Raw genomic sequence first — 16,335 nt, forward strand, 5'->3', positions numbered from 1 at the left:
GCGGTCTCCAATGCCCTAGAACGGAAGAACCTGGTCGAGGATCTGCTGGCCGTAGGCCGGCTGCTGGACCTCGCTGACGCGGCCGCGGCCGCCATAGGAGATGCGCGCCTCGGCGATGCGTTCATAGGAGATGGTGTTCTCCGCGCCGATATCCGACGGGCGCACCATGCCGGCGATGGTGAGCACCCTGAGCTCATAATTAACACGCACTTCCTGCGAGCCCCTGATCATCAAATTGCCATTGGGCAGGACTTCGGTGACGACGGCAGCAACGTTGAGCTCCAGGTTCTCCGAGCGCTTGATCTCGCCGTCCGCATTGGTTTCGGTGCTGGAGCTCAGGCCGGCGTCGCCCTTGCCGCTCGTGCTCTTGTCTTCCCATCCGAGCGTGACGTCGTAACCCAGCTTGCGCGAGGCGGTGCGGCTCCTGTCGTTCTGGTTCTTGAAGTTGGCCTTGTCGTTGAGCTTGATCCTGACGGTGAGAATGTCGCCTTCGCGCAACGCCCTGGGGTCGGTGAACAGCCGGCTCTGGCGATCGTCCCACAGCGAGAATTTCTTGACCGGCGCGGCAGGCGGCTCAGGATAGCTGTAGGGCGAAGCTCCTTCACTGCCGATGCCGGAACCGACCGGCGACAGTGAAGGCTCCCTGCCGATCTCCTTGAGATTGGTGCCGCAGCCGGACAAAGCTGCGACCGCGCACAGGATGAGCGTTGTGCGGATCATGACGGATCTACCCTTCGGGCTGCGCTGGCCATGATGCCGGTGAGCGTCGCCGCCGCCTTCTGGTCCATTTCGTTGAGGATGACGGCGGCCTTGCGCGAATCCAGTTTCATCAGGATGGCCGCGGCCAGATCGGCATTGACGATGGCCAGGCGCTCGGCCGCCGCGTCGGGCTTCATGCCGGCATAGATCTTGACGACGCTGTCCTCGGCCCGGGCCAGGAACACCTCGCGCCGCTTCAGCCAGGTCTCGTATTCGGCCCGCTTTTCGTCCAGTGCCTTCATGCGTTGGTCGATGCCGGCCTGGAGCTGTTTCAACTCCTCCGCCTGCAACACGTAGCGGCGGTCGCGGGCGGCGTCGGCTATGTTGGAGCAGAAGCGCTCGATCTCGCTTTGGTCGGGAGCCTTCTCCCGGGCCAACAGCTGCGGCGCGGGTGCGGGCGGCGCCCCCGGCAGGACCTGGCGGACGGCTTCCTCGGCATGCACGCCGCTGGAAAAGGCCGCCAGAGCGCAGGCCGCGAACAGGATCGCGGCGGGGCGGCATCCTTGATGGAATGAGGGGAAGAAGATCATCGGCATCGCCTATTGGAGAACCAGATCGGCTTGCAGGGCGCCGGCCGACTTGATGCCTTGCAGGATGGCAATGATGCCGTCGGGCTTCACGCCGAGGCGGTTGAGGCCGGAAACAAGGGTTTGCAGGTCCGGGCCGTCGAGCACGGCGACGCGCGCGTCGGGCCGGCTGGCGTCGATGGCGGTGAACGGCTCGACGGCGGTTTCGCCCTTGGAGAATGGTTCGGGCTGCACGACGCGCGGCGCTTCGGTGATGCGCACCGTCAGCGTGCCGTGGCTGATGGCCACGCGTGAGATCTTGACGTCGTTGCCGATGACTATGGTGCCGGTGCGCTCATCGATGACGACGCGGGCCGGCGTATCGGATTCGACCACGAGGTTCTCGATCTCGGCGTAGAAGCGGGCCGCCGATACGCTTTTCGGCCGTCTGATTTGCACGGTGCGGGAATCGCGCTCGGCCGCCACGCGCATGCCGAAGCGCTGGCTGGTGTAGTCATTGATCGCGTCGGCGATGCGAATGGCGGTCGAGAAATCGGGATTGCGCAGCTGCAGCGTCAGTATCGGCTGGTCATCGAACTCGGCCTTCACGGCACGCTCGATGATGGCGCCGTTCGGCACGCGGCCCGCGGTCGGGACGCCTTGCGTCAACTGCTCGGCCTGGCCCTGGGCGGTGAAGCCCGAAACGATGACCGCGCCCTGGCCGACAGCATAGATCTCACCGTCCGCCGCCTTCAGCGGCGTCATGATCAGCGTGCCGCCGGCGAGCGAGGTGGCGTCGCCCATCGAGGAAACGTCGATGTCGATGCGCGCGCCCGACTGTACGTAGGGCGGCATGTTGGCGGTGACGATGACGGCGGCGACGTTCTTGGCGCGCGCTCTGCCGCCTTCGGTGGCGATGCCGAGATTCTCCAGCATGGCGCGGATCGACTGTTCGGTGAACGGCGAGTTGCGCAGGCTGTCGCCCGATCCGGCGAGGCCGATGACCAGGCCGTAGCCGACAAGCTGGTTGTCGCGCGAACTCTGCAGCTGCGCGATGTCCTTGATGCGCGAGGCGACCTGGCCCGGCGGCAGCGAGCTTGGCCCGGGCGAGACGCGGAACATGCGCGTGGTGGTGGCCGGATCATATTCAGGATCGTCATAGACGCCGCCATTCCTGGCGGCGAGTTCGCGCTTGGCCTTGGGCGTGAGGCCGTCGGCCAAGGCAGGCTGCAGGCCGAGCGCGGCTGCAAGCAGAAGAGCAAGCGGACGCATCATGAAGCGCTGACCTGGATGGTTCCGTCGGCCATCACCGTGCCGGAGAGAATCTTGCCGCTGTCGCTGTTGCGAACCTTGATGAGATCGCCGGCCGAGCCCGGCTGCAAGGTCACGGCGGTGGCCGATATCGTCAGTCCGCCGGCGATGAAGAAGACCTGCACGGCTGCGCCCTGCTCGACCAGCCAGGCGTCGCGAATGGCGGCGGCGGGGATGTAGCGGCCGGGCAGCAGCGTGCGCTTGGCGATCTTGCCCTGGAGTTCCTCGGCGACGGTCGTCACCGCGTCGGGCTTGTGCTTGCCTGGGATGAGGGTCACCTGCTTGAGGGCCGCGAGCTCGATGGTCTCGCCGGGATAAATGACCCGGTTTGGGATCAGCACGACCTCGCCGGCAAGCTGGCTGCTGGCGATCTGCGTTGCCGACCGCTTGGCCGCATCCTGCGCGAAAGCTGGCATGCCGCCGGTCATCAGCGCAAGGACGAGCGCGGTACGGCGGAACGCGGAGCACGAGACCGGAGCGGCCATTGTCGTTACCTGATGTTCTTGGAGACGACCGAGGCCATGTCGTCGGCGGCCTGGATGACCTTGGAATTCATCTCATAAGCGCGCTGCGCCGAGATCAGTTCGGTGATTTCCTTGACCGGGTCGACGTTGGAGGCCTCGAGATAGCCTTGCTGGATGGTGGCAAAGCCGGGATCGCCCGGCACGCCGGCATTGGCGGGGCCGGAAGCGGTGGTTTCCTGGAACAGATTGTCGCCGAGCGGCGCCAGTCCCGCTTCGTTGGCGAAGTTGACGATCTGGAGCTGGCCGAGATTCTGCAGATCGGTCTGGCCGTCGATGCGGGCGAAGACCTGGCCCGTCTTGTTGACGATGACCTCGACGGCGTCGACCGGGACGTTGATCGCTGGAATGACGCTGGCGCCGTCCACCGTCACCAGCTGGCCTGTGGCGTTGGTGTTGAAGGCGCCGGCGCGGGTATAGAGCGTGCCGCCATCGGCGCCTTCGATCTGGAACCAGCCCCTGCCGGTGAGCGCCATGTCGAAACTGTTGCCGGTGCTGGTCAGTTCGCCCTGGGTGTGGACGTTGCGCACGGCGGTGGTCTTGACGCCGAGGCCGATCGAGACGCCTTCCGGCACCAGCGAAGCGTTGGAGCGGTTGGGCACGCCTTGCGTGCGGTCGACCTGGTAGAGCAGGTCGGAGAATTCGGCCCGCGCCCGCTTGTAGCCGGTTGTGTTGATGTTGGCGATATTGTTGGCGATGACTTCCAGATTGGTCTGCTGGGCGTTCATACCGGTGGCGGCGATGGCGAGTGCTTTCATGGCCGAACTCCTCAGATGCCCATGCGGCTGACTTCGAGATAGGCCGAAACGACCTTGTCGCGGATGGCGACGGCGGTCTGCAGCGCCTGCTGGGCGCTCATCACGGCATCGACGACCTGACGGGTGTCGGCGTCGCCCTTGAGCGCCTGGACCGAGACCTGCTCGGCGTTCTGCAGCGTGTTGACGGTCTTTGTGGCCGCCTGGCTCAGCGCCTCGGCGAAGGAGGTGCCGAGGTTGCCTGCGCTCGCGGGCGCAACGCCGCCCTGAAGCAGCTCAGTCGCCGTGTCGCCAAGTCCAGGCTTCAAGTTGAGCGCGCCGATGCCGTTCACGATCATTGGTTCCTCATCAGGTCGATGGTCATTGAAATGAGATCGCGCGCCTGCTTCACGACTTGCAGGTTAGCCTCGTAGGAGCGGTTGGCCTCGGTCATGTCAGCCATTTCGATCAGCACGTTGACGTTGGGCATCTTGACGTAGCCCTTGTCGTCGGCGGCCTCGTTGCCGGGTTGGAATTCCACGGGAAAATCGCTGGGATCGCGGTCGATCGAGTTCACTTCGACCGTTGAGCTGCCAGTGGTCCGGTCGAGCTCCGAGACGAAGCTGATGGTCTTGCGGCGATAGGGGTCGGAGCCGGGGGTGGTGCCGGTCGACTGGGCATTGGCGAGGTTTTCGGAAACCACGCGCAGCCGCTCCGACTGGGCGCCGAGGCCGGAGGCTGCTACTTTGAGGGCTGCTGTGAGCGCGTCCATGGTCAGCTCTTCACCGCCATCATCATCATCGAATGGAATGCCTTGACGATTGCCGTGTTGAGCTCGAAGGAGCGGCGCACCTCACCGGCCTTGAGAAGCTGGTCCTCGAGCACGACGGTGTTTTTTGACGGCATGACGACGCCGTCGTCTTCCTGTGGCTTGATCGCGAAACCGGCATTGGTCGCGGCGCTGCCGAGGTGTCCGGCCTGTGTCGTCTGCAACGACACCGCCGCGCGGTCGAGCACCTTTTCGAACGGCTCGACATCGTTTGCCGTATAGCCCGGCGTGTTGGCGTTGGCGATGTTGCCGGCGACCGCCGACTGACGCACGGCCAGCCATTGCGCCTGCTTGGCGGCGAGATCGAAAAGAGAAACGGGCTCCATGGGAATCTCCGGGCGTGTGCCCAAAGACTAGGCCGCCAGTCTTGCGCGGACCTTGCGGGCGGACGCAACCGGCAAGCGCGGCGAACTTATCTGGAAAGCTCGATCACCTGGTTGGCGCTGGTGACCATCACCCATTTGCCGTTGCGTTGCTCGATCGACGACACCTTGTTGGAATCCGGCAGTATCGAGCCGCGCTGGACCATCCACAGCCCGGTATCGTCCTCGATCATGGCGCGGCCATTGGCGACGTGTACCATGCGGAATTTGGTGACGTCGGCCGGAAAGGGCTGGTCATCTGGCGCCGGGGCGGCGCTGGGATCGTCCTGCACGGTTCCGGTGGCAAGCAGGTCGATATTGGCATTCGGAACGTCCTTGGCCGTCAGCGGCGCGCTGCGCTCGGCAACCACGCCGCCGCCCTCGCGTCCAGAATTGGTGCCGGTGCCGCCGAACTTGATCGCCTGGACGCCGAACTGTTCCTGATTGAAGAAGATATACCAGGGAAACAGCGCGCAGATCAGGCCGAGCGTGATGCCGAGCGCGGCGATGACGAAGTCGCTGCGCCGCCCGGCCTTCTTGCCCAGCCTGGGAAACGCGGTCTTGGGCGGCTGCGGCCATTGCGGCGCCGCGAAGAGCCCGTCGATGGCCGAGTTGCGGCTGGCTTCTATCTCTTCTTCGGCTTTCGCCTCAGCGATCATTTCGCGCAGGATGCGCTCGGTATGCTGGAGCTCAGTCCCCTGGTTCGGCATTCTGCTTTCCCTTGAGATGGCGGGCGAGATCGGAGAACGGATCAGCGGACGGGCGGTCCTTGGGCGATTGCATCAGCGCCTCGTAGATCAGGGGTACCTGGCGCACCGCCATGTCGAGTTCCACGTCGGCGCCGCCCTGGTAGGCGCCAAGCAGGCGGATGTCGCGCGTGTCCTCGAAGCGGGAGATCATCGACTTCAGCCGCGTCACCAGCGCGCGCTGCTCGACGCTCCAAGCCTTGCCGGCCAGGCGTGATATGGACGACAGCGGATTGACCGGCGGATAGCGGCCCTGTTCGGCGATCGCGCGGTCGAGCACGACATGGCCGTCAAGGATGCCGCGCACGGAATCGGCCACCGGATCGTTGTGGTCGTCGCCGTCGACCAGCACGGAAATGATCGCGGTGATCGATCCTTTCCCTTCCACTCCCGGCCCGGCGCGTTCGAGCAGCTTCGGCAGCTCGGTGAAAACCGAAGCGGGATAGCCGCGCGCGACCGGCGGCTCACCCGTTCCCGTCGCCACTTCGCGCAGGGCGTGGGCAAAGCGGGTGATCGAATCCAGCACCAGAAGCACGCGGTGGCCCTGGTCGCGAAAATGTTCGGCGACGCGCATCGCGGTGTCCGGCGCGCGCCGGCGCATCATGGCGCTTTCGTCGCTCGTGGCGACGACGGCTACGGTCTTGGCCAGGCTGTCGCCGATCGTGTCCTCGAGGAATTCGCGGACTTCGCGGCCGCGTTCGCCGATCAGCGCCACAACGACGGTGTCGAAAGCGTCTGCGCCGGCGAGCATGGCCAGCAGCGTCGACTTGCCGACACCGGAACCGGCAAAGACGCCCATGCGCTGGCCGAAACAGAGCGGCGTGAAAATGTCGATGATCTTGACCCCGGTCATGAAGGCGGTGCAGACGCGCTGGCGCGCCATGGCGCCCGGCGTTGCGGCGGCGGCCGACATGCCGTCGCCCCTGACCAATGGCGGACCGCCGTCGATCGCCCTTGTGAGCGCGTCGATCGTGCGGCCGCGCCACGAGGCATGCGGCGCCACCGCGAGCGGACCGCGACGGAAAACGGCGTCGCCTATGCCGGCATCGGCACTGCGTTCGAAGGGGGCCACGACAATCTCGTCGCGGCTGATCTTGACGATCTCGCCGCGGCGCGTGCCGGCATGGCCGCGCTGTTCGACAAGATCGCCCAGCCTGGCGAAATCCGAAAGGCCGCGCACCTTGTAATGCGTCGATGTGACTTCGGTGACGAGACCGCCGCGTTTGAGCAGTCCCTCGGCATCGCTGAAGCGCCGCCATATCCGCTCCAGCGCGGCAAGCCGGTCTTCCGGCGTCGGCTGGGGCAGTCTTTCGGGTGCGCGCAGGGTTGGCTGGTCGAGCGACATGCTACTTCGAGCCGAGCGTCTTGATCGCCTCGTCGGTTGAGGAATCAGTCTGCCGCATCAGGGCGGCGGTGTTCTCGAAGGCGCGCTGGACCATGATCAGCCGCGTCATCTCCAACACCGGATTGACGTTGGATTCCTCGACGAAGCCCTGGGCGACGCCGATATCGGCGCGATCGGTCACCGGCTCGGGCGTGCGCGCCGGCACGATGCCGGAATTGCCGTAGCGCACGAAATTCTCACCCGGATCGAAATTGTACAGGCCGATGGAGCCTACCAGCTGATCGTTCTGGCGCAACGATCCGTCGGCTCCGGCCTTGGGCGGGCCGTTGCGGGGGTCGAGCTGGATCGGTGCGCCGCCGGCGTCGAGCACGGGATGGCCCTCGACCGACATCAGCTCGCCATTCTCGTTCATCGAGAAGCGGCCATCGCGGGTCATGACGGTGCCGACCGGCGTCTCGATGGCGAACCAGGCGTCGCCCTGTATTGCGAAATCGAACGGATTGCCGGTCTCGGTCAGGGAGCCATGGGCGCCGGAAAGGTAGGTCTTGCCCGAGGAGGCGAAGGACACGGATTTCGGCCCGGTGCCGGACACCACGTCCTCGAACTTCACGCCGGTGGCGCGAAAGCCGACGGTCGAGGCGTTGGCGACATTGTCGGCGATCGTGTCGAGCCGACGCTCGAGCGCGATCTGCGAGGAAAGGGCGACGTAGAGACTGTCCCGCATGGTCAGAACTTCAACTTCTGCATGGCCATCATCAGGTCGGTGGAGATCCCCGCCGTGACCGGCTTGGCGAAGAGCACGCTGATCGACGACACGGCTGAAGAGGTCGGGTGGTTGATCTCGTACATGGAGGTGAAGCGGGTCAGGAACTTGCCGAGCTTTTCGGGGTCGGAGAAATCAGAAATGTCGAGCTTCTGCTCGAACAGCTGCGCCTGCTTGTCGACGTCGGCGGTGGCGAAGGAATCGGGCAAGCCGAGCACTGTGCGCACCACGCTGGCAAGAGCGGTGTCGGCGAGCACATCGTACCAGCTGGTGATATCAGGCGCCTTGCGCTGGAAATAGAGCGCCAGCCGTACGCCCTCGTTGGTTTGGCCGGCATCCTCCTCCAGCGTCTGGCGCATGTATTTGTCGACGGTCGGCTGCTGTGCCGGATTGGTCGTGGTGGCCGCTTCGCCGTATTGTTCGAAGTTGAAGGCGGAGGCGAGCCCGGCATAGGCTTTGTTGGTCATCTTGTTGGCGACGCTGTCGGGGTCGCGGACGCCACCGGCCAGAACGCTGCGGATGAGATCCTTCCTCTCTGTCGCCGGATCGAGCGCGTAGGCCGAGAGGGCATAATTGTACAAGCGGCTGTTGGCCATCAGATCGTCGATGGATTTCACGTTCGTGATGTTGGCCAGATAATATGCGGTCTCCGACTTGATGTAGTCCGCATTTGGCTTGATCAGGCCAAGCGCCGACCCTGTCGTGTAGATTTTCGGCGTATCTTTCAGCACTGCGTCGCGCGTGGTCGTCTGATCGCCATATTGGGCAAAATCGAAGGCCGTGACGAAGTTGGCGTATCGTTTATCGGTCAGCTTGTTTGCAGGGCTGTTGGGATCGCTCACGCCGCCCTCGAGCATGGCGCGGATCTGCCGCGGGGTTTCGGTTGACGCATCCAGTCCATAGGACGCCATGGCGAATGTAAGCAGGCGCTTGTCCGCCATGAGGTCGTCAATCGACTTCACCTTGGAAATGTTTGCCGCGTAGTAGTCGGCCTCGCCCTTGACGTACTGCGCGCTCGGCTTGACCAACGTCAGCCCGGCTCCGGCCATGTAGCCCTTAGGCACCGCCTGCTGGACGTTGTCGCGCGTGGTCGTCTGATCGCCATACTGGGCGAAGTCGAACGCCGAGACGAAGTTGGCGTAACTCTTGTCGGTCAGCTTGTTGGCGGGACTGTTGGTATCGCTGACGCCACCTTCGAGCATCGCCCTGACCGTTGCGGCCGGTTCGGTTTCGGCGTCGAGCCCGAATGCGGCCATCGCGTATGTCAGCAGGCGGCTGTCGCCCATCAGGTCGTCGATCGACTTAACCTTGGAGATGTTGGTGACATAATAGGCGGTTTCGCTCTGATAGTAAGAGAAGCCCGCCTGCGAGGCGCCGATCTGGACTTGCAGCGCATAGTTGCCGGTCACCAGCTGCTGCGCCTTGTTGTAAACCGTGGTATTGGCGCCGTTGGCTGCGAAGTTGAAGGCGCTGACAAATTCGGCGTAGCGCTTGTCGGTCAGCTTGTTGGCGAAACTGTCGGGGTCGGAAACGCCTTCCTTGAGCGCCTTGACCATGAACGCCTTGGCGTAAGCCATGTCCTCCAGGCCGTAGGCCTTCATGGCATATTTGAACAAACGGTCATTGTTGACGAAATCGTCGATCGATTTCACCTTGGTGATGTTGTCCAGATAATATTTGGTGTCGCGATCGACCGTCGGCTGCTTTTCGATGCGGTCGATCGACTTGTCGATGTCCCTGGTGATCAACTGGTAGCTGGTATAGGTACTGAGCAAGGACGCGCCTCCGGCCGAAGCTATGCCAGCACAATAGACTCACTTCCTTGCGCGAAACTGAATCGCGCCAATCGGCTCGATGCCGCTCCGATTCAAGCCTCACACAAGGCACGGGGACTATTCCTTGCAGCTGACTTGAAATGCGGAAGGACCTCTCGTGGGCATTCTGATTGGACTGGTGGTGACGCTCGGCTGCGTCCTTGGCGGCTTCATGGCCATGGGCGGGCATCTGCATGTGCTGATGCAGCCCTGGGAAGCGGTGGTTATCTGCGGCGCCGCACTCGGCACCTTCCTCGTCGCCAATCCGATGAAAACGGTCAAGGACACCGGCAGGGGCATCCTCGAAGCCTTCAAGCAGGCCGTGCCGAAGGAGCAGGATTATCTGGAAACGCTCGGCGTGCTGCACAGCCTGATGCGTGAACTGCGTTCGAAGTCGCGCAGCGAGGTCGAGGCGCATATCGACAATCCCGAGGAATCGGCGATCTTCCAGGCATTCCCCACCGTGCTGAAGAACCACGACCTGACGCATTTCATCTGCGACTATTGCCGGATCATCATCATCGGCAACGCCCGTTCGCACGAGATCGAGGCGCTGATGGATGAGGAAATCCAGACCATCAAGTCCGACAAGATGAAAGCCTACCACGCGCTGGTGGCGGTCGGCGACGGCCTGCCGGCGCTCGGCATCGTCGCCGCCGTGCTCGGCGTGGTCAAGGCGATGGGCGCGCTCGACCAGTCGCCGGAAATCCTTGGCGGCCTGATCGGCGCCGCCCTCGTCGGTACCTTCCTCGGCATCTTCCTGTCTTACGCGGTGGTCGGGCCCGTCGCCACCAAGATCAAGACGGTGCGCGAGAAGAAGAACCGCCTCTACATTATCGTCAAGCAGACGTTGCTCGCCTATATGAACGGCGCCCTGCCGCAGGTGGCGATCGAGTTCGGCCGCAAGACCATATCGTCCTATGAGCGGCCGACCATCGACGCCGTCGAGCAGAGCACGATGAACACCGGCTCCGCCGAGAAAAGGGCCGCCTGAGCGATGCGCGACAGATCGGTGCCGACATTGTCATGACCAGTCCCGGCAGTCCCTCACAAGCGCGCTCGCTGATCATCGAGCGCCTGGTCGGCGACAGCGGCGAGGCCGCCCAGGTCATCGGCACCGGCCGGGGCATGGCAGAGCGCGCTGCGCCGCTGCTGCAGAAGAGCCTGACCAGTGAGCTTGGAGTTCCGGTCACCGTCGATCTCAGGGGCGTCGAGGTCAGCCGCGTCGCGGAGGCCCGCTCCCGTGCCGGCGATACGTTTGCCATGACCATCGTTGCGTCAGCCACGTCCTCCGATGCCATGACCCTGGTGATCGATGCGCCGGCGATCGCGGTCACGCTTTGCACGCTGTTCGGCGGCGACCCGGAGATGCCGGCATCGCCGATAGAGCGTGATCTGTCGCAGATCGAGGTCGATGTTTCGACCATGGTGTTCCAGCAGGTCGCGCAGGCACTGAACGGATCGGGGCGACGGTCGCTCGACCTGCGCCTGCCAGTGCCGCGGGCGATGTCGGGCACCGAAGCCAAACGACACGTGTTGCGCGATGGCGCTGCAATCCGCATCGTCTTTGGCATCTCGACGCCGGCCGACAGCGGCACCGTCACGGTTACGATGCCGCAGCGTGTCGTGCTGGCCAGCCGGGACAGCGCTGCCGCCGGCGGGGAGAACGATCAGGGCGCCAGCTGGCGCGCGCGCTTTTCGGAAGAAGTGATGCGCTCCACGGTGGCGCTCGAGGCGACCATGCCGCTGGCCCGACTGACGCTCGGCGATCTTGCCGATTTCGAAATTGGCCAGATCATCGAATTCGAGGAAACGGCGCAATCGCAAGCGCGTCTCGGCGCGCGCGGCAAGACGCTGTTCGTATGCGAGTTCGGCAAGCTGGGACAGAATTACACCGTCCGGATCAAGCATCCCTATGATGCCGGACAGGATTTTATCGACGGGCTCATGCCGGCTGGTGCCGGGCACGCCTGAGCTTTTGGAGACGATGCATGGCCAAGACCAAGGCAGAAGCCGAAATCGACCAGCCGGACGAGCAGCTCGACCGCGCCATCGAGGAATTGCGCGGGGTTCTGCATGAAGAGGAACAGCGCCCCGATATTGCGTTCAAGGCCGCGTCCGCTGCCAATTCGAGCGTCATCATGAACATCCCCGTCGACGTCCAGATCATCCTCGGCAGCACCGAGATGCCGGTGTCCGACCTGATGGCGCTGCAGAAGGGCTCCACGGTGGCGCTCAACCGCCGCATCGGCGAACCGGTCGACGTGGTGGTCAACGGCCGCAGAATAGCGCGCGGCGAGATCACCGTGCTCGAAAGCGACCCGTCGCGCTTCGGCATCAGGCTGACCGAAATCATCGCCGGCACGAAGGGCGCGTGAAGATGCGTCGCGGGTCTTGCCGGCGGCAGCGGGAGCGAAAGGCATGACGACGTCCCTTTCCCTGACGCGTCCGCAGAAGGCGGCCGCCATACTGGTGGCGATGGGCAAGCCGTCGGCCAGCCGCCTCTTGAAATTCTTCAAGCAGGAGGAATTGAAGGCGCTTATCGAGGGCGCCCGGCTGCTCAGGACCATTCCGCAAGGCGATCTCGAGCGCATCGTCGCCGAGTTCGAGGCGGAGTTCACCGAAGGGGCGGGACTGCTCGATTCCGCCGACAGGATGGACACCATCCTCAATGAATCGCTGTCACCGGAAGAGATGAGCGCGATCATGGGTGACAAAAAATTCGAGGTTGCGCCGGAAGGTCCGCCGCCGATCTGGCCCGAGCTCGAGAAGCTCGAGCCGGTGCGGCTTGGTACTTTCCTGGCCGGTGAACATCCGCAGACTGCGGCCATGGTGCTGTCGAAGCTGGCGCCGCAGGCGGCGGCGAGCGTGCTGTTGACGTTGAGCAAGCTGACGCGCGGCGAGATCATCAAGCGCATGGTGACGATGGCCAATGTTCCCGACGCCGCCAGCAGGATCGTCGAAAACCGGCTGCGCACCAGCGTGCTGGCGGAAACCGCGACCAAGGATACATCGGCCGGACAGGCGCGCGTCGCCAGCGTTCTCAACGAATTGGACAAGCCGCTGCTCGAGGAGGTCATGCAGGACCTGGAGGCCGCCGGCACGCCCGATCTCGACGGCGTCCGGGCTCGGCTGTTCGCCTTCGACGATTTGCCGCTGCTTACCCAGAAAGCGCGCGTGCTTCTATTCGACGGGCTGTCCACCGAACTGGTCACGCTGGCGCTGCGCGGCACTTCGGCGATCCTTGCCGAAGCGGCGCTGTCGGCGATCGGCGCGCGCTCGCGGCGCATGATCGAAGCCGAACTCGGACAAGGATCCGAAGGGGTCCCCCTCGCCGACATCATGGCGGCGCGCAAGACGATCGTGACGACGACAATCCGGCTGGCGCGCGAAGGCGCGTTCGAGCTTCCCGCGACCCAGAACGCCGCCGCCTAAGGCCGGATCATGGCAGAGGCGGTCGACAAGGATTCCAAAACCGAAGAAGCGACGGAAAAGAAGATCCGCGACACCATCGAACAGGGCAAGCTGCCTCATTCGAGGGAGACCGCGCTCCTGGCCTCCTTCGTCGCCATACTGGTGTTCACCGTCTTCTACGCCAAGGATGCCATTGTCGATCTCGGCATGTTCCTGTCGATGTTCCTGGAGAAGCCGGAAGCCTGGCCCATGGACACCGAGACCGACGTCATCGCGCTCTACAAGATCGTCATGCTGGAGGTGGGCCGTGCCATCCTCAGCCTGCTGGTGCTCCTGACCATCGCCGGCATCGGCGCCTCGGTGTTCCAGAACATGCCGCAATTCGTCGGCGAACGCATCAGGCCGCAGCTGTCGCGCATCTCGATCGTCAAGGGCTGGAACAGGCTGTTCGGGGTGCAGGGCTGGGTCGAGTTCCTGAAGGCGCTCGGCAAGGTGGGCTTCGCCATCGTCGTGCTCGCCTTCACGCTGTCCGAGGATCACCGCAAGCTGCTCGCCGGCATGATCACCAATCCCGTCGCCTTCGGCCTCGTCATCCGCGGCATCGCGGTCGACATACTGGTGGCGATCGTCTTCGTCATGGGCCTGATCGCGGCGATCGACATCGTCTGGTCGCGCTTCCACTGGAAGCAGGACCTGCGCATGAGCAAGCAGGAGGTCAAGGACGAGTTCAAGCAGTCCGAGGGTGACCCGATCGTTAAGTCGCGGCTGCGCTCGCTGGCGCGCGACCGCGCTCGCAAGCGGATGATGACGGCGGTGCCGCGCGCGACGTTGATCATCGCCAACCCGACGCACTTCTCGATCGCGCTGAAATATGTGCGCGACGAGGATTCGGCACCGTTGGTGCTGGCCAAGGGGCAGGATCTGGTGGCGCTCAAGATCCGCGAAATCGCGCGCGAGCACAACATCCCGATCTTCGAGGACGTGGCGCTCGCCCGCTCCATGTACAAGCAAGTTTCGGTCGATAGTGTGATCCCGTCGCAATTCTACCAGGCCGTCGCCGAACTGGTGCGGATCGTCTACTCGAAAAAGGCTGAGCGCAGACAGATTTCATGAACCGCCAACCGCACGCCAACTCCCGCGAGATCATCGTCGCCAGCGCCATCGAGCAAGTCGTGGCGGAGCTCAGGCTGATCGATGTCGCCGATTATATCGCCTTCATCCGGCTGGAGCATTTCGCCTGCCTGTCGGACCTGGTCGATTCCGCGGCGGAGCTGTTCTTCAAGCCGGGCACGCTGAGGCTCGGCCATGGCGGCGAGGCTCATGTCGACTGGAGCGGTAGCCCGCGCATCGTGCTCGATCTCGAGCTTCGGCCGCCCGGCGTCACCGTCTATTTCCAGCTGACGCTGAGCGAAAAAGGCGCCTCGGTCGCGGTCAACTACGTGTCGTTCGAAAAGCCCGGCGAGGACCCCGAGCACAACACCGCCCTGCTCGAGGCGGTGGTCGAACAGGCTCGTATCCGCAAGGTCGAGCCGCTGGCGTTCTAACTATTCGATCAGGCCGAGCCGCAGCGCCTTGGCGACCGCCTGGTTGCGGTTGACGGCGTTGAGCTTCTGGGTCGACTGGGTGAGATACTGGTTGGCAGTATGCACCGACAGTTTCAGCAGCCGCGCTATCTCCTCGCTGGTATTGCCGTTGGCGGTCAGCTTCAGGCATTCGAGCTCGCGTTTGGAGATCGCGCGCGTCTTGCCGACATCGCCCGGCCGCATGCGGGCGACAGCGGCGAACAGCGAAAAGCAACGGGCGTGGATTTCATAGAGCGCGTCCTGCGGCAGGGCGATCTCCGAGCCGAGGAAGACGACGAGGCCGCACTGGCCGCGATCGGCGTGGACGGGAAAGGCGATGCCGCTGCTGCCGGGCGCCGGCGGCGCCATCTGCTCGGTCCAGGCAAGGCCGCCGAACATATCGCTCATGGCCGCCACACCGTCATCCGTCCACCAGCGCGGTTCGGTCGAGATCCTGCTATGGCGCACGATCTCCTCGCCATTGGCGCCCGAGATGAACTTGGTCGCCACCGATATGCCGGGATAGTCGGAATCGAAGCACGGCACCAGCCGCGCCCGCTCGAGCGACGGGCTGACGAAGAACAGGCCGAAGGCCGAGGCATTGATGTCGACGGCGATCCAACGGCAGCGCCGCACAGCATCGGGAATGGTCACGGCGTGATGCGTTTCGGAGCCGAGCGAGAAGGCACCGAACGGATTGCGCTGGTCGTTAAAAAGGGCCTCGGCGGCCTGCTTGACGTCGGCCTGTTTCAAATGATGCCGCTCCTGATCGCCGTGGCGATGGCCATCGCGCGGTTGCTGGCCGCGAATTTCTGGATGGCGTGGGTGATGTAGCTGTTGACGGTGTTGGAGGACACGCCAAGGATGACGGCAACCTCGTCCGTGGTCTTGCCTTCCGAGACCCAGAACAGGCATTCGCGCTCGCGGTCCGACAGCGGATCCTGCATGGCGGCGGCGGCGATCAGTTGCGGAATATGCGAGAGCGCGTAGCAGCACTTCAACTGCGCCTTCATCAGCGCCGGTTGGTCGATCCGACCGGCGGCTGCCGCCGAGAACAGCGCGAACAGGCGTTGGCGGCCGACATTCAGCCTGAGCGAATAGATTTCGGCATGGCCGAGCACGTCGAGCAGACGTGCCTCTTCGCCGGAGACCAGCCCCTCGGCCTGTGGTGCCTGCGCCGACACCAGCGGCCTTGGACGCATGCCCGGCGCGACGGTGAGCGCGCCCTGGGCAAGGCCAGCGATTAGCCGCTTGCCGATCAGTTCGATGGCGTCGAAAATCCAGTTGGACGAGACGATGCGCGCGTCGTTGCGGTCCTGATCGTGGACGATGGCGACCAGCATATAGCTGTCGGCACCGATCTCGGCGGTCAACTCCATGAAAAAGCTGGTGAGATCGCCGCGCGACGTCAGGCGCGAGCCCAATGTGTCGGATTGAAGAAGCGCGGCGGGACTGCTCATTGCTGTTTTTGGCCGGAATCGATGCTGATGTCCGGATGCTGGAGAGCCAGCCGCCGAACCTGAAAACGCGTTACATTTACGAGACACACACAAGCGCGGGGTCGCGCCCGATCAGACGGAATCCATTCAGGGAACGCGAAGCCGTCCGCGTCTGGCGCCAGAAAATTCCGGCACTTGAGACTTTGGGTGGTCGCCGCGCCCCCCGAGGA

The 16,335-nt window shown here is 64.1% G+C and carries 20 protein-coding genes; 6 read left to right on the forward strand and 14 right to left on the reverse strand.

The window, feature by feature from the left end; genetic code table 11:
* Positions 1 to 15: 15 nt before the first annotated feature.
* From flgH to FJ490_RS17390, 12 genes are all read right to left on the reverse strand, one after another.
* A complete protein-coding gene (gene flgH, locus FJ490_RS17335) occupies positions 16 to 720 on the reverse strand; it encodes a flagellar basal body L-ring protein FlgH (protein WP_140729042.1) in 705 nt (234 codons plus the stop codon).
* Complete coding sequence (locus FJ490_RS17340) at positions 717 to 1,295, reverse strand: MotE family protein (protein ID WP_181165228.1); 579 nt, start codon at positions 1,293 to 1,295, stop codon at positions 717 to 719. Before FJ490_RS17340 ends, flgH begins: the two co-directional genes overlap by 4 nt.
* 3 nt (positions 1,296 to 1,298) lie before the next feature.
* Entirely contained in the window at positions 1,299 to 2,540 is a 1,242-nt protein-coding gene (locus FJ490_RS17345) for a flagellar basal body P-ring protein FlgI (protein ID WP_140522322.1), read from the reverse strand.
* Positions 2,537 to 3,061, reverse strand: a complete 525-nt coding sequence (gene flgA / locus FJ490_RS17350) for a flagellar basal body P-ring formation chaperone FlgA (protein WP_140556619.1) — start codon at positions 3,059 to 3,061, stop codon at positions 2,537 to 2,539. Before flgA ends, FJ490_RS17345 begins: the two co-directional genes overlap by 4 nt.
* Positions 3,062 to 3,066: 5 nt before the next feature.
* Positions 3,067 to 3,855, reverse strand: coding sequence for a flagellar basal-body rod protein FlgG (flgG, locus tag FJ490_RS17355; protein ID WP_140513636.1), 789 nt, complete (start codon positions 3,853 to 3,855; stop codon positions 3,067 to 3,069).
* Positions 3,856 to 3,866: 11 nt separating this feature from the next.
* On the reverse strand, positions 3,867 to 4,190 hold the full coding sequence (locus tag FJ490_RS17360) for a flagellar hook-basal body complex protein FliE (RefSeq protein ID WP_181165227.1): 324 nt from the start codon (positions 4,188 to 4,190) through the stop codon (positions 3,867 to 3,869).
* A complete protein-coding gene (flgC, locus tag FJ490_RS17365) occupies positions 4,187 to 4,603 on the reverse strand; it encodes a flagellar basal body rod protein FlgC (protein ID WP_140496213.1) in 417 nt (138 codons plus the stop codon). Before flgC ends, FJ490_RS17360 begins: the two co-directional genes overlap by 4 nt.
* A 2-nt stretch (positions 4,604 to 4,605) precedes the next feature.
* The gene (gene flgB / locus FJ490_RS17370) at positions 4,606 to 4,986 is read right to left on the reverse strand and encodes a flagellar basal body rod protein FlgB (protein ID WP_140496212.1); all 381 of its coding nucleotides are present in this window, start codon (positions 4,984 to 4,986) and stop codon (positions 4,606 to 4,608) included.
* A gap of 86 nt (positions 4,987 to 5,072) precedes the next feature.
* Positions 5,073 to 5,732, reverse strand: coding sequence for a hypothetical protein (locus tag FJ490_RS17375; RefSeq protein ID WP_140665833.1), 660 nt, complete (start codon positions 5,730 to 5,732; stop codon positions 5,073 to 5,075).
* Positions 5,713 to 7,113, reverse strand: a complete 1,401-nt coding sequence (gene fliI / locus FJ490_RS17380; RefSeq protein WP_140729044.1) for a flagellar protein export ATPase FliI — start codon at positions 7,111 to 7,113, stop codon at positions 5,713 to 5,715. Before fliI ends, FJ490_RS17375 begins: the two co-directional genes overlap by 20 nt.
* Position 7,114: 1 nt before the next feature.
* Positions 7,115 to 7,837 (reverse strand): flagellar basal-body rod protein FlgF, encoded by a 723-nt coding sequence (gene flgF / locus FJ490_RS17385; RefSeq protein WP_140513633.1) that lies wholly within the window; start codon positions 7,835 to 7,837, stop codon positions 7,115 to 7,117.
* Positions 7,838 to 7,839: 2 nt separating this feature from the next.
* Positions 7,840 to 9,651, reverse strand: a complete 1,812-nt coding sequence (locus tag FJ490_RS17390) for a DUF1217 domain-containing protein (protein WP_140566250.1) — start codon at positions 9,649 to 9,651, stop codon at positions 7,840 to 7,842.
* Positions 9,652 to 9,808: 157 nt separating this feature from the next.
* Between FJ490_RS17390 and motA the strand changes: the two genes are divergently transcribed.
* From motA to FJ490_RS17420, 6 genes are read left to right on the forward strand one after another with little or no spacing between them, the layout of a single operon-like run.
* The gene (gene motA / locus FJ490_RS17395; protein ID WP_140496207.1) at positions 9,809 to 10,684 is read left to right on the forward strand and encodes a flagellar motor stator protein MotA; all 876 of its coding nucleotides are present in this window, start codon (positions 9,809 to 9,811) and stop codon (positions 10,682 to 10,684) included.
* Between the two features lie 32 nt (positions 10,685 to 10,716).
* Entirely contained in the window at positions 10,717 to 11,664 is a 948-nt protein-coding gene (locus FJ490_RS17400) for a FliM/FliN family flagellar motor switch protein (protein ID WP_140522317.1), read from the forward strand.
* A 17-nt stretch (positions 11,665 to 11,681) separates the two neighbouring features.
* Positions 11,682 to 12,068, forward strand: a complete 387-nt coding sequence (gene fliN / locus FJ490_RS17405; RefSeq protein ID WP_140496205.1) for a flagellar motor switch protein FliN — start codon at positions 11,682 to 11,684, stop codon at positions 12,066 to 12,068.
* A gap of 43 nt (positions 12,069 to 12,111) precedes the next feature.
* Positions 12,112 to 13,125: a flagellar motor switch protein FliG gene (locus tag FJ490_RS17410; RefSeq protein ID WP_140522315.1), complete on the forward strand. Its 1,014-nt coding sequence runs from the start codon at positions 12,112 to 12,114 to the stop codon at positions 13,123 to 13,125.
* A gap of 9 nt (positions 13,126 to 13,134) precedes the next feature.
* Positions 13,135 to 14,217: a flagellar biosynthesis protein FlhB gene (gene flhB, locus FJ490_RS17415; RefSeq protein WP_140522313.1), complete on the forward strand. Its 1,083-nt coding sequence runs from the start codon at positions 13,135 to 13,137 to the stop codon at positions 14,215 to 14,217.
* Entirely contained in the window at positions 14,214 to 14,648 is a 435-nt protein-coding gene (locus tag FJ490_RS17420; protein WP_140496202.1) for a hypothetical protein, read from the forward strand. Before flhB ends, FJ490_RS17420 begins: the two co-directional genes overlap by 4 nt.
* Here FJ490_RS17420 and FJ490_RS17425 read toward each other — a convergent pair whose 3' ends face one another.
* Positions 14,649 to 15,419, reverse strand: coding sequence for a helix-turn-helix transcriptional regulator (locus tag FJ490_RS17425; protein ID WP_140566258.1), 771 nt, complete (start codon positions 15,417 to 15,419; stop codon positions 14,649 to 14,651). It lies immediately after the preceding gene.
* Positions 15,416 to 16,126: a helix-turn-helix transcriptional regulator gene (locus FJ490_RS17430; RefSeq protein ID WP_140496200.1), complete on the reverse strand. Its 711-nt coding sequence runs from the start codon at positions 16,124 to 16,126 to the stop codon at positions 15,416 to 15,418. The genes FJ490_RS17425 and FJ490_RS17430 overlap by 4 nt, the downstream gene beginning before the upstream one ends.
* Between the last annotated feature and the right edge of the window lie 209 nt (positions 16,127 to 16,335).

The sequence above is a fragment of the Mesorhizobium sp. B2-5-11 genome (genome assembly GCF_006440835.1).
Taxonomy (GTDB): Bacteria; Pseudomonadota; Alphaproteobacteria; order Rhizobiales; family Rhizobiaceae; genus Mesorhizobium.

Bases quoted from the DNA above. Each gene is read 5' to 3' on its own strand.
- flgH (WP_140729042.1), bottom strand. From the start codon at position 720: ATGATCCGCACAACGCTCATCCTGTGCGCGGTCGCAGCTTTGTCCGGC.
- FJ490_RS17340 (WP_181165228.1), bottom strand. From the start codon at position 1,295: ATGCCGATGATCTTCTTCCCCTCATTCCATCAAGGATGCCGCCCCGCC.
- FJ490_RS17345 (WP_140522322.1), bottom strand. From the start codon at position 2,540: ATGATGCGTCCGCTTGCTCTTCTGCTTGCAGCCGCGCTCGGCCTGCAG.
- flgA (WP_140556619.1), bottom strand. From the start codon at position 3,061: ATGGCCGCTCCGGTCTCGTGCTCCGCGTTCCGCCGTACCGCGCTCGTC.
- flgG (WP_140513636.1), bottom strand. From the start codon at position 3,855: ATGAAAGCACTCGCCATCGCCGCCACCGGTATGAACGCCCAGCAGACC.
- FJ490_RS17360 (WP_181165227.1), bottom strand. From the start codon at position 4,190: ATGATCGTGAACGGCATCGGCGCGCTCAACTTGAAGCCTGGACTTGGC.
- flgC (WP_140496213.1), bottom strand. From the start codon at position 4,603: ATGGACGCGCTCACAGCAGCCCTCAAAGTAGCAGCCTCCGGCCTCGGC.
- flgB (WP_140496212.1), bottom strand. From the start codon at position 4,986: ATGGAGCCCGTTTCTCTTTTCGATCTCGCCGCCAAGCAGGCGCAATGG.
- FJ490_RS17375 (WP_140665833.1), bottom strand. From the start codon at position 5,732: ATGCCGAACCAGGGGACTGAGCTCCAGCATACCGAGCGCATCCTGCGC.
- fliI (WP_140729044.1), bottom strand. From the start codon at position 7,113: ATGTCGCTCGACCAGCCAACCCTGCGCGCACCCGAAAGACTGCCCCAG.
- flgF (WP_140513633.1), bottom strand. From the start codon at position 7,837: ATGCGGGACAGTCTCTACGTCGCCCTTTCCTCGCAGATCGCGCTCGAG.
- FJ490_RS17400 (WP_140522317.1), top strand. From the start codon at position 10,717: ATGACCAGTCCCGGCAGTCCCTCACAAGCGCGCTCGCTGATCATCGAG.
- fliN (WP_140496205.1), top strand. From the start codon at position 11,682: ATGGCCAAGACCAAGGCAGAAGCCGAAATCGACCAGCCGGACGAGCAG.
- FJ490_RS17410 (WP_140522315.1), top strand. From the start codon at position 12,112: ATGACGACGTCCCTTTCCCTGACGCGTCCGCAGAAGGCGGCCGCCATA.
- flhB (WP_140522313.1), top strand. From the start codon at position 13,135: ATGGCAGAGGCGGTCGACAAGGATTCCAAAACCGAAGAAGCGACGGAA.
- FJ490_RS17420 (WP_140496202.1), top strand. From the start codon at position 14,214: ATGAACCGCCAACCGCACGCCAACTCCCGCGAGATCATCGTCGCCAGC.
- FJ490_RS17430 (WP_140496200.1), bottom strand. From the start codon at position 16,126: ATGAGCAGTCCCGCCGCGCTTCTTCAATCCGACACATTGGGCTCGCGC.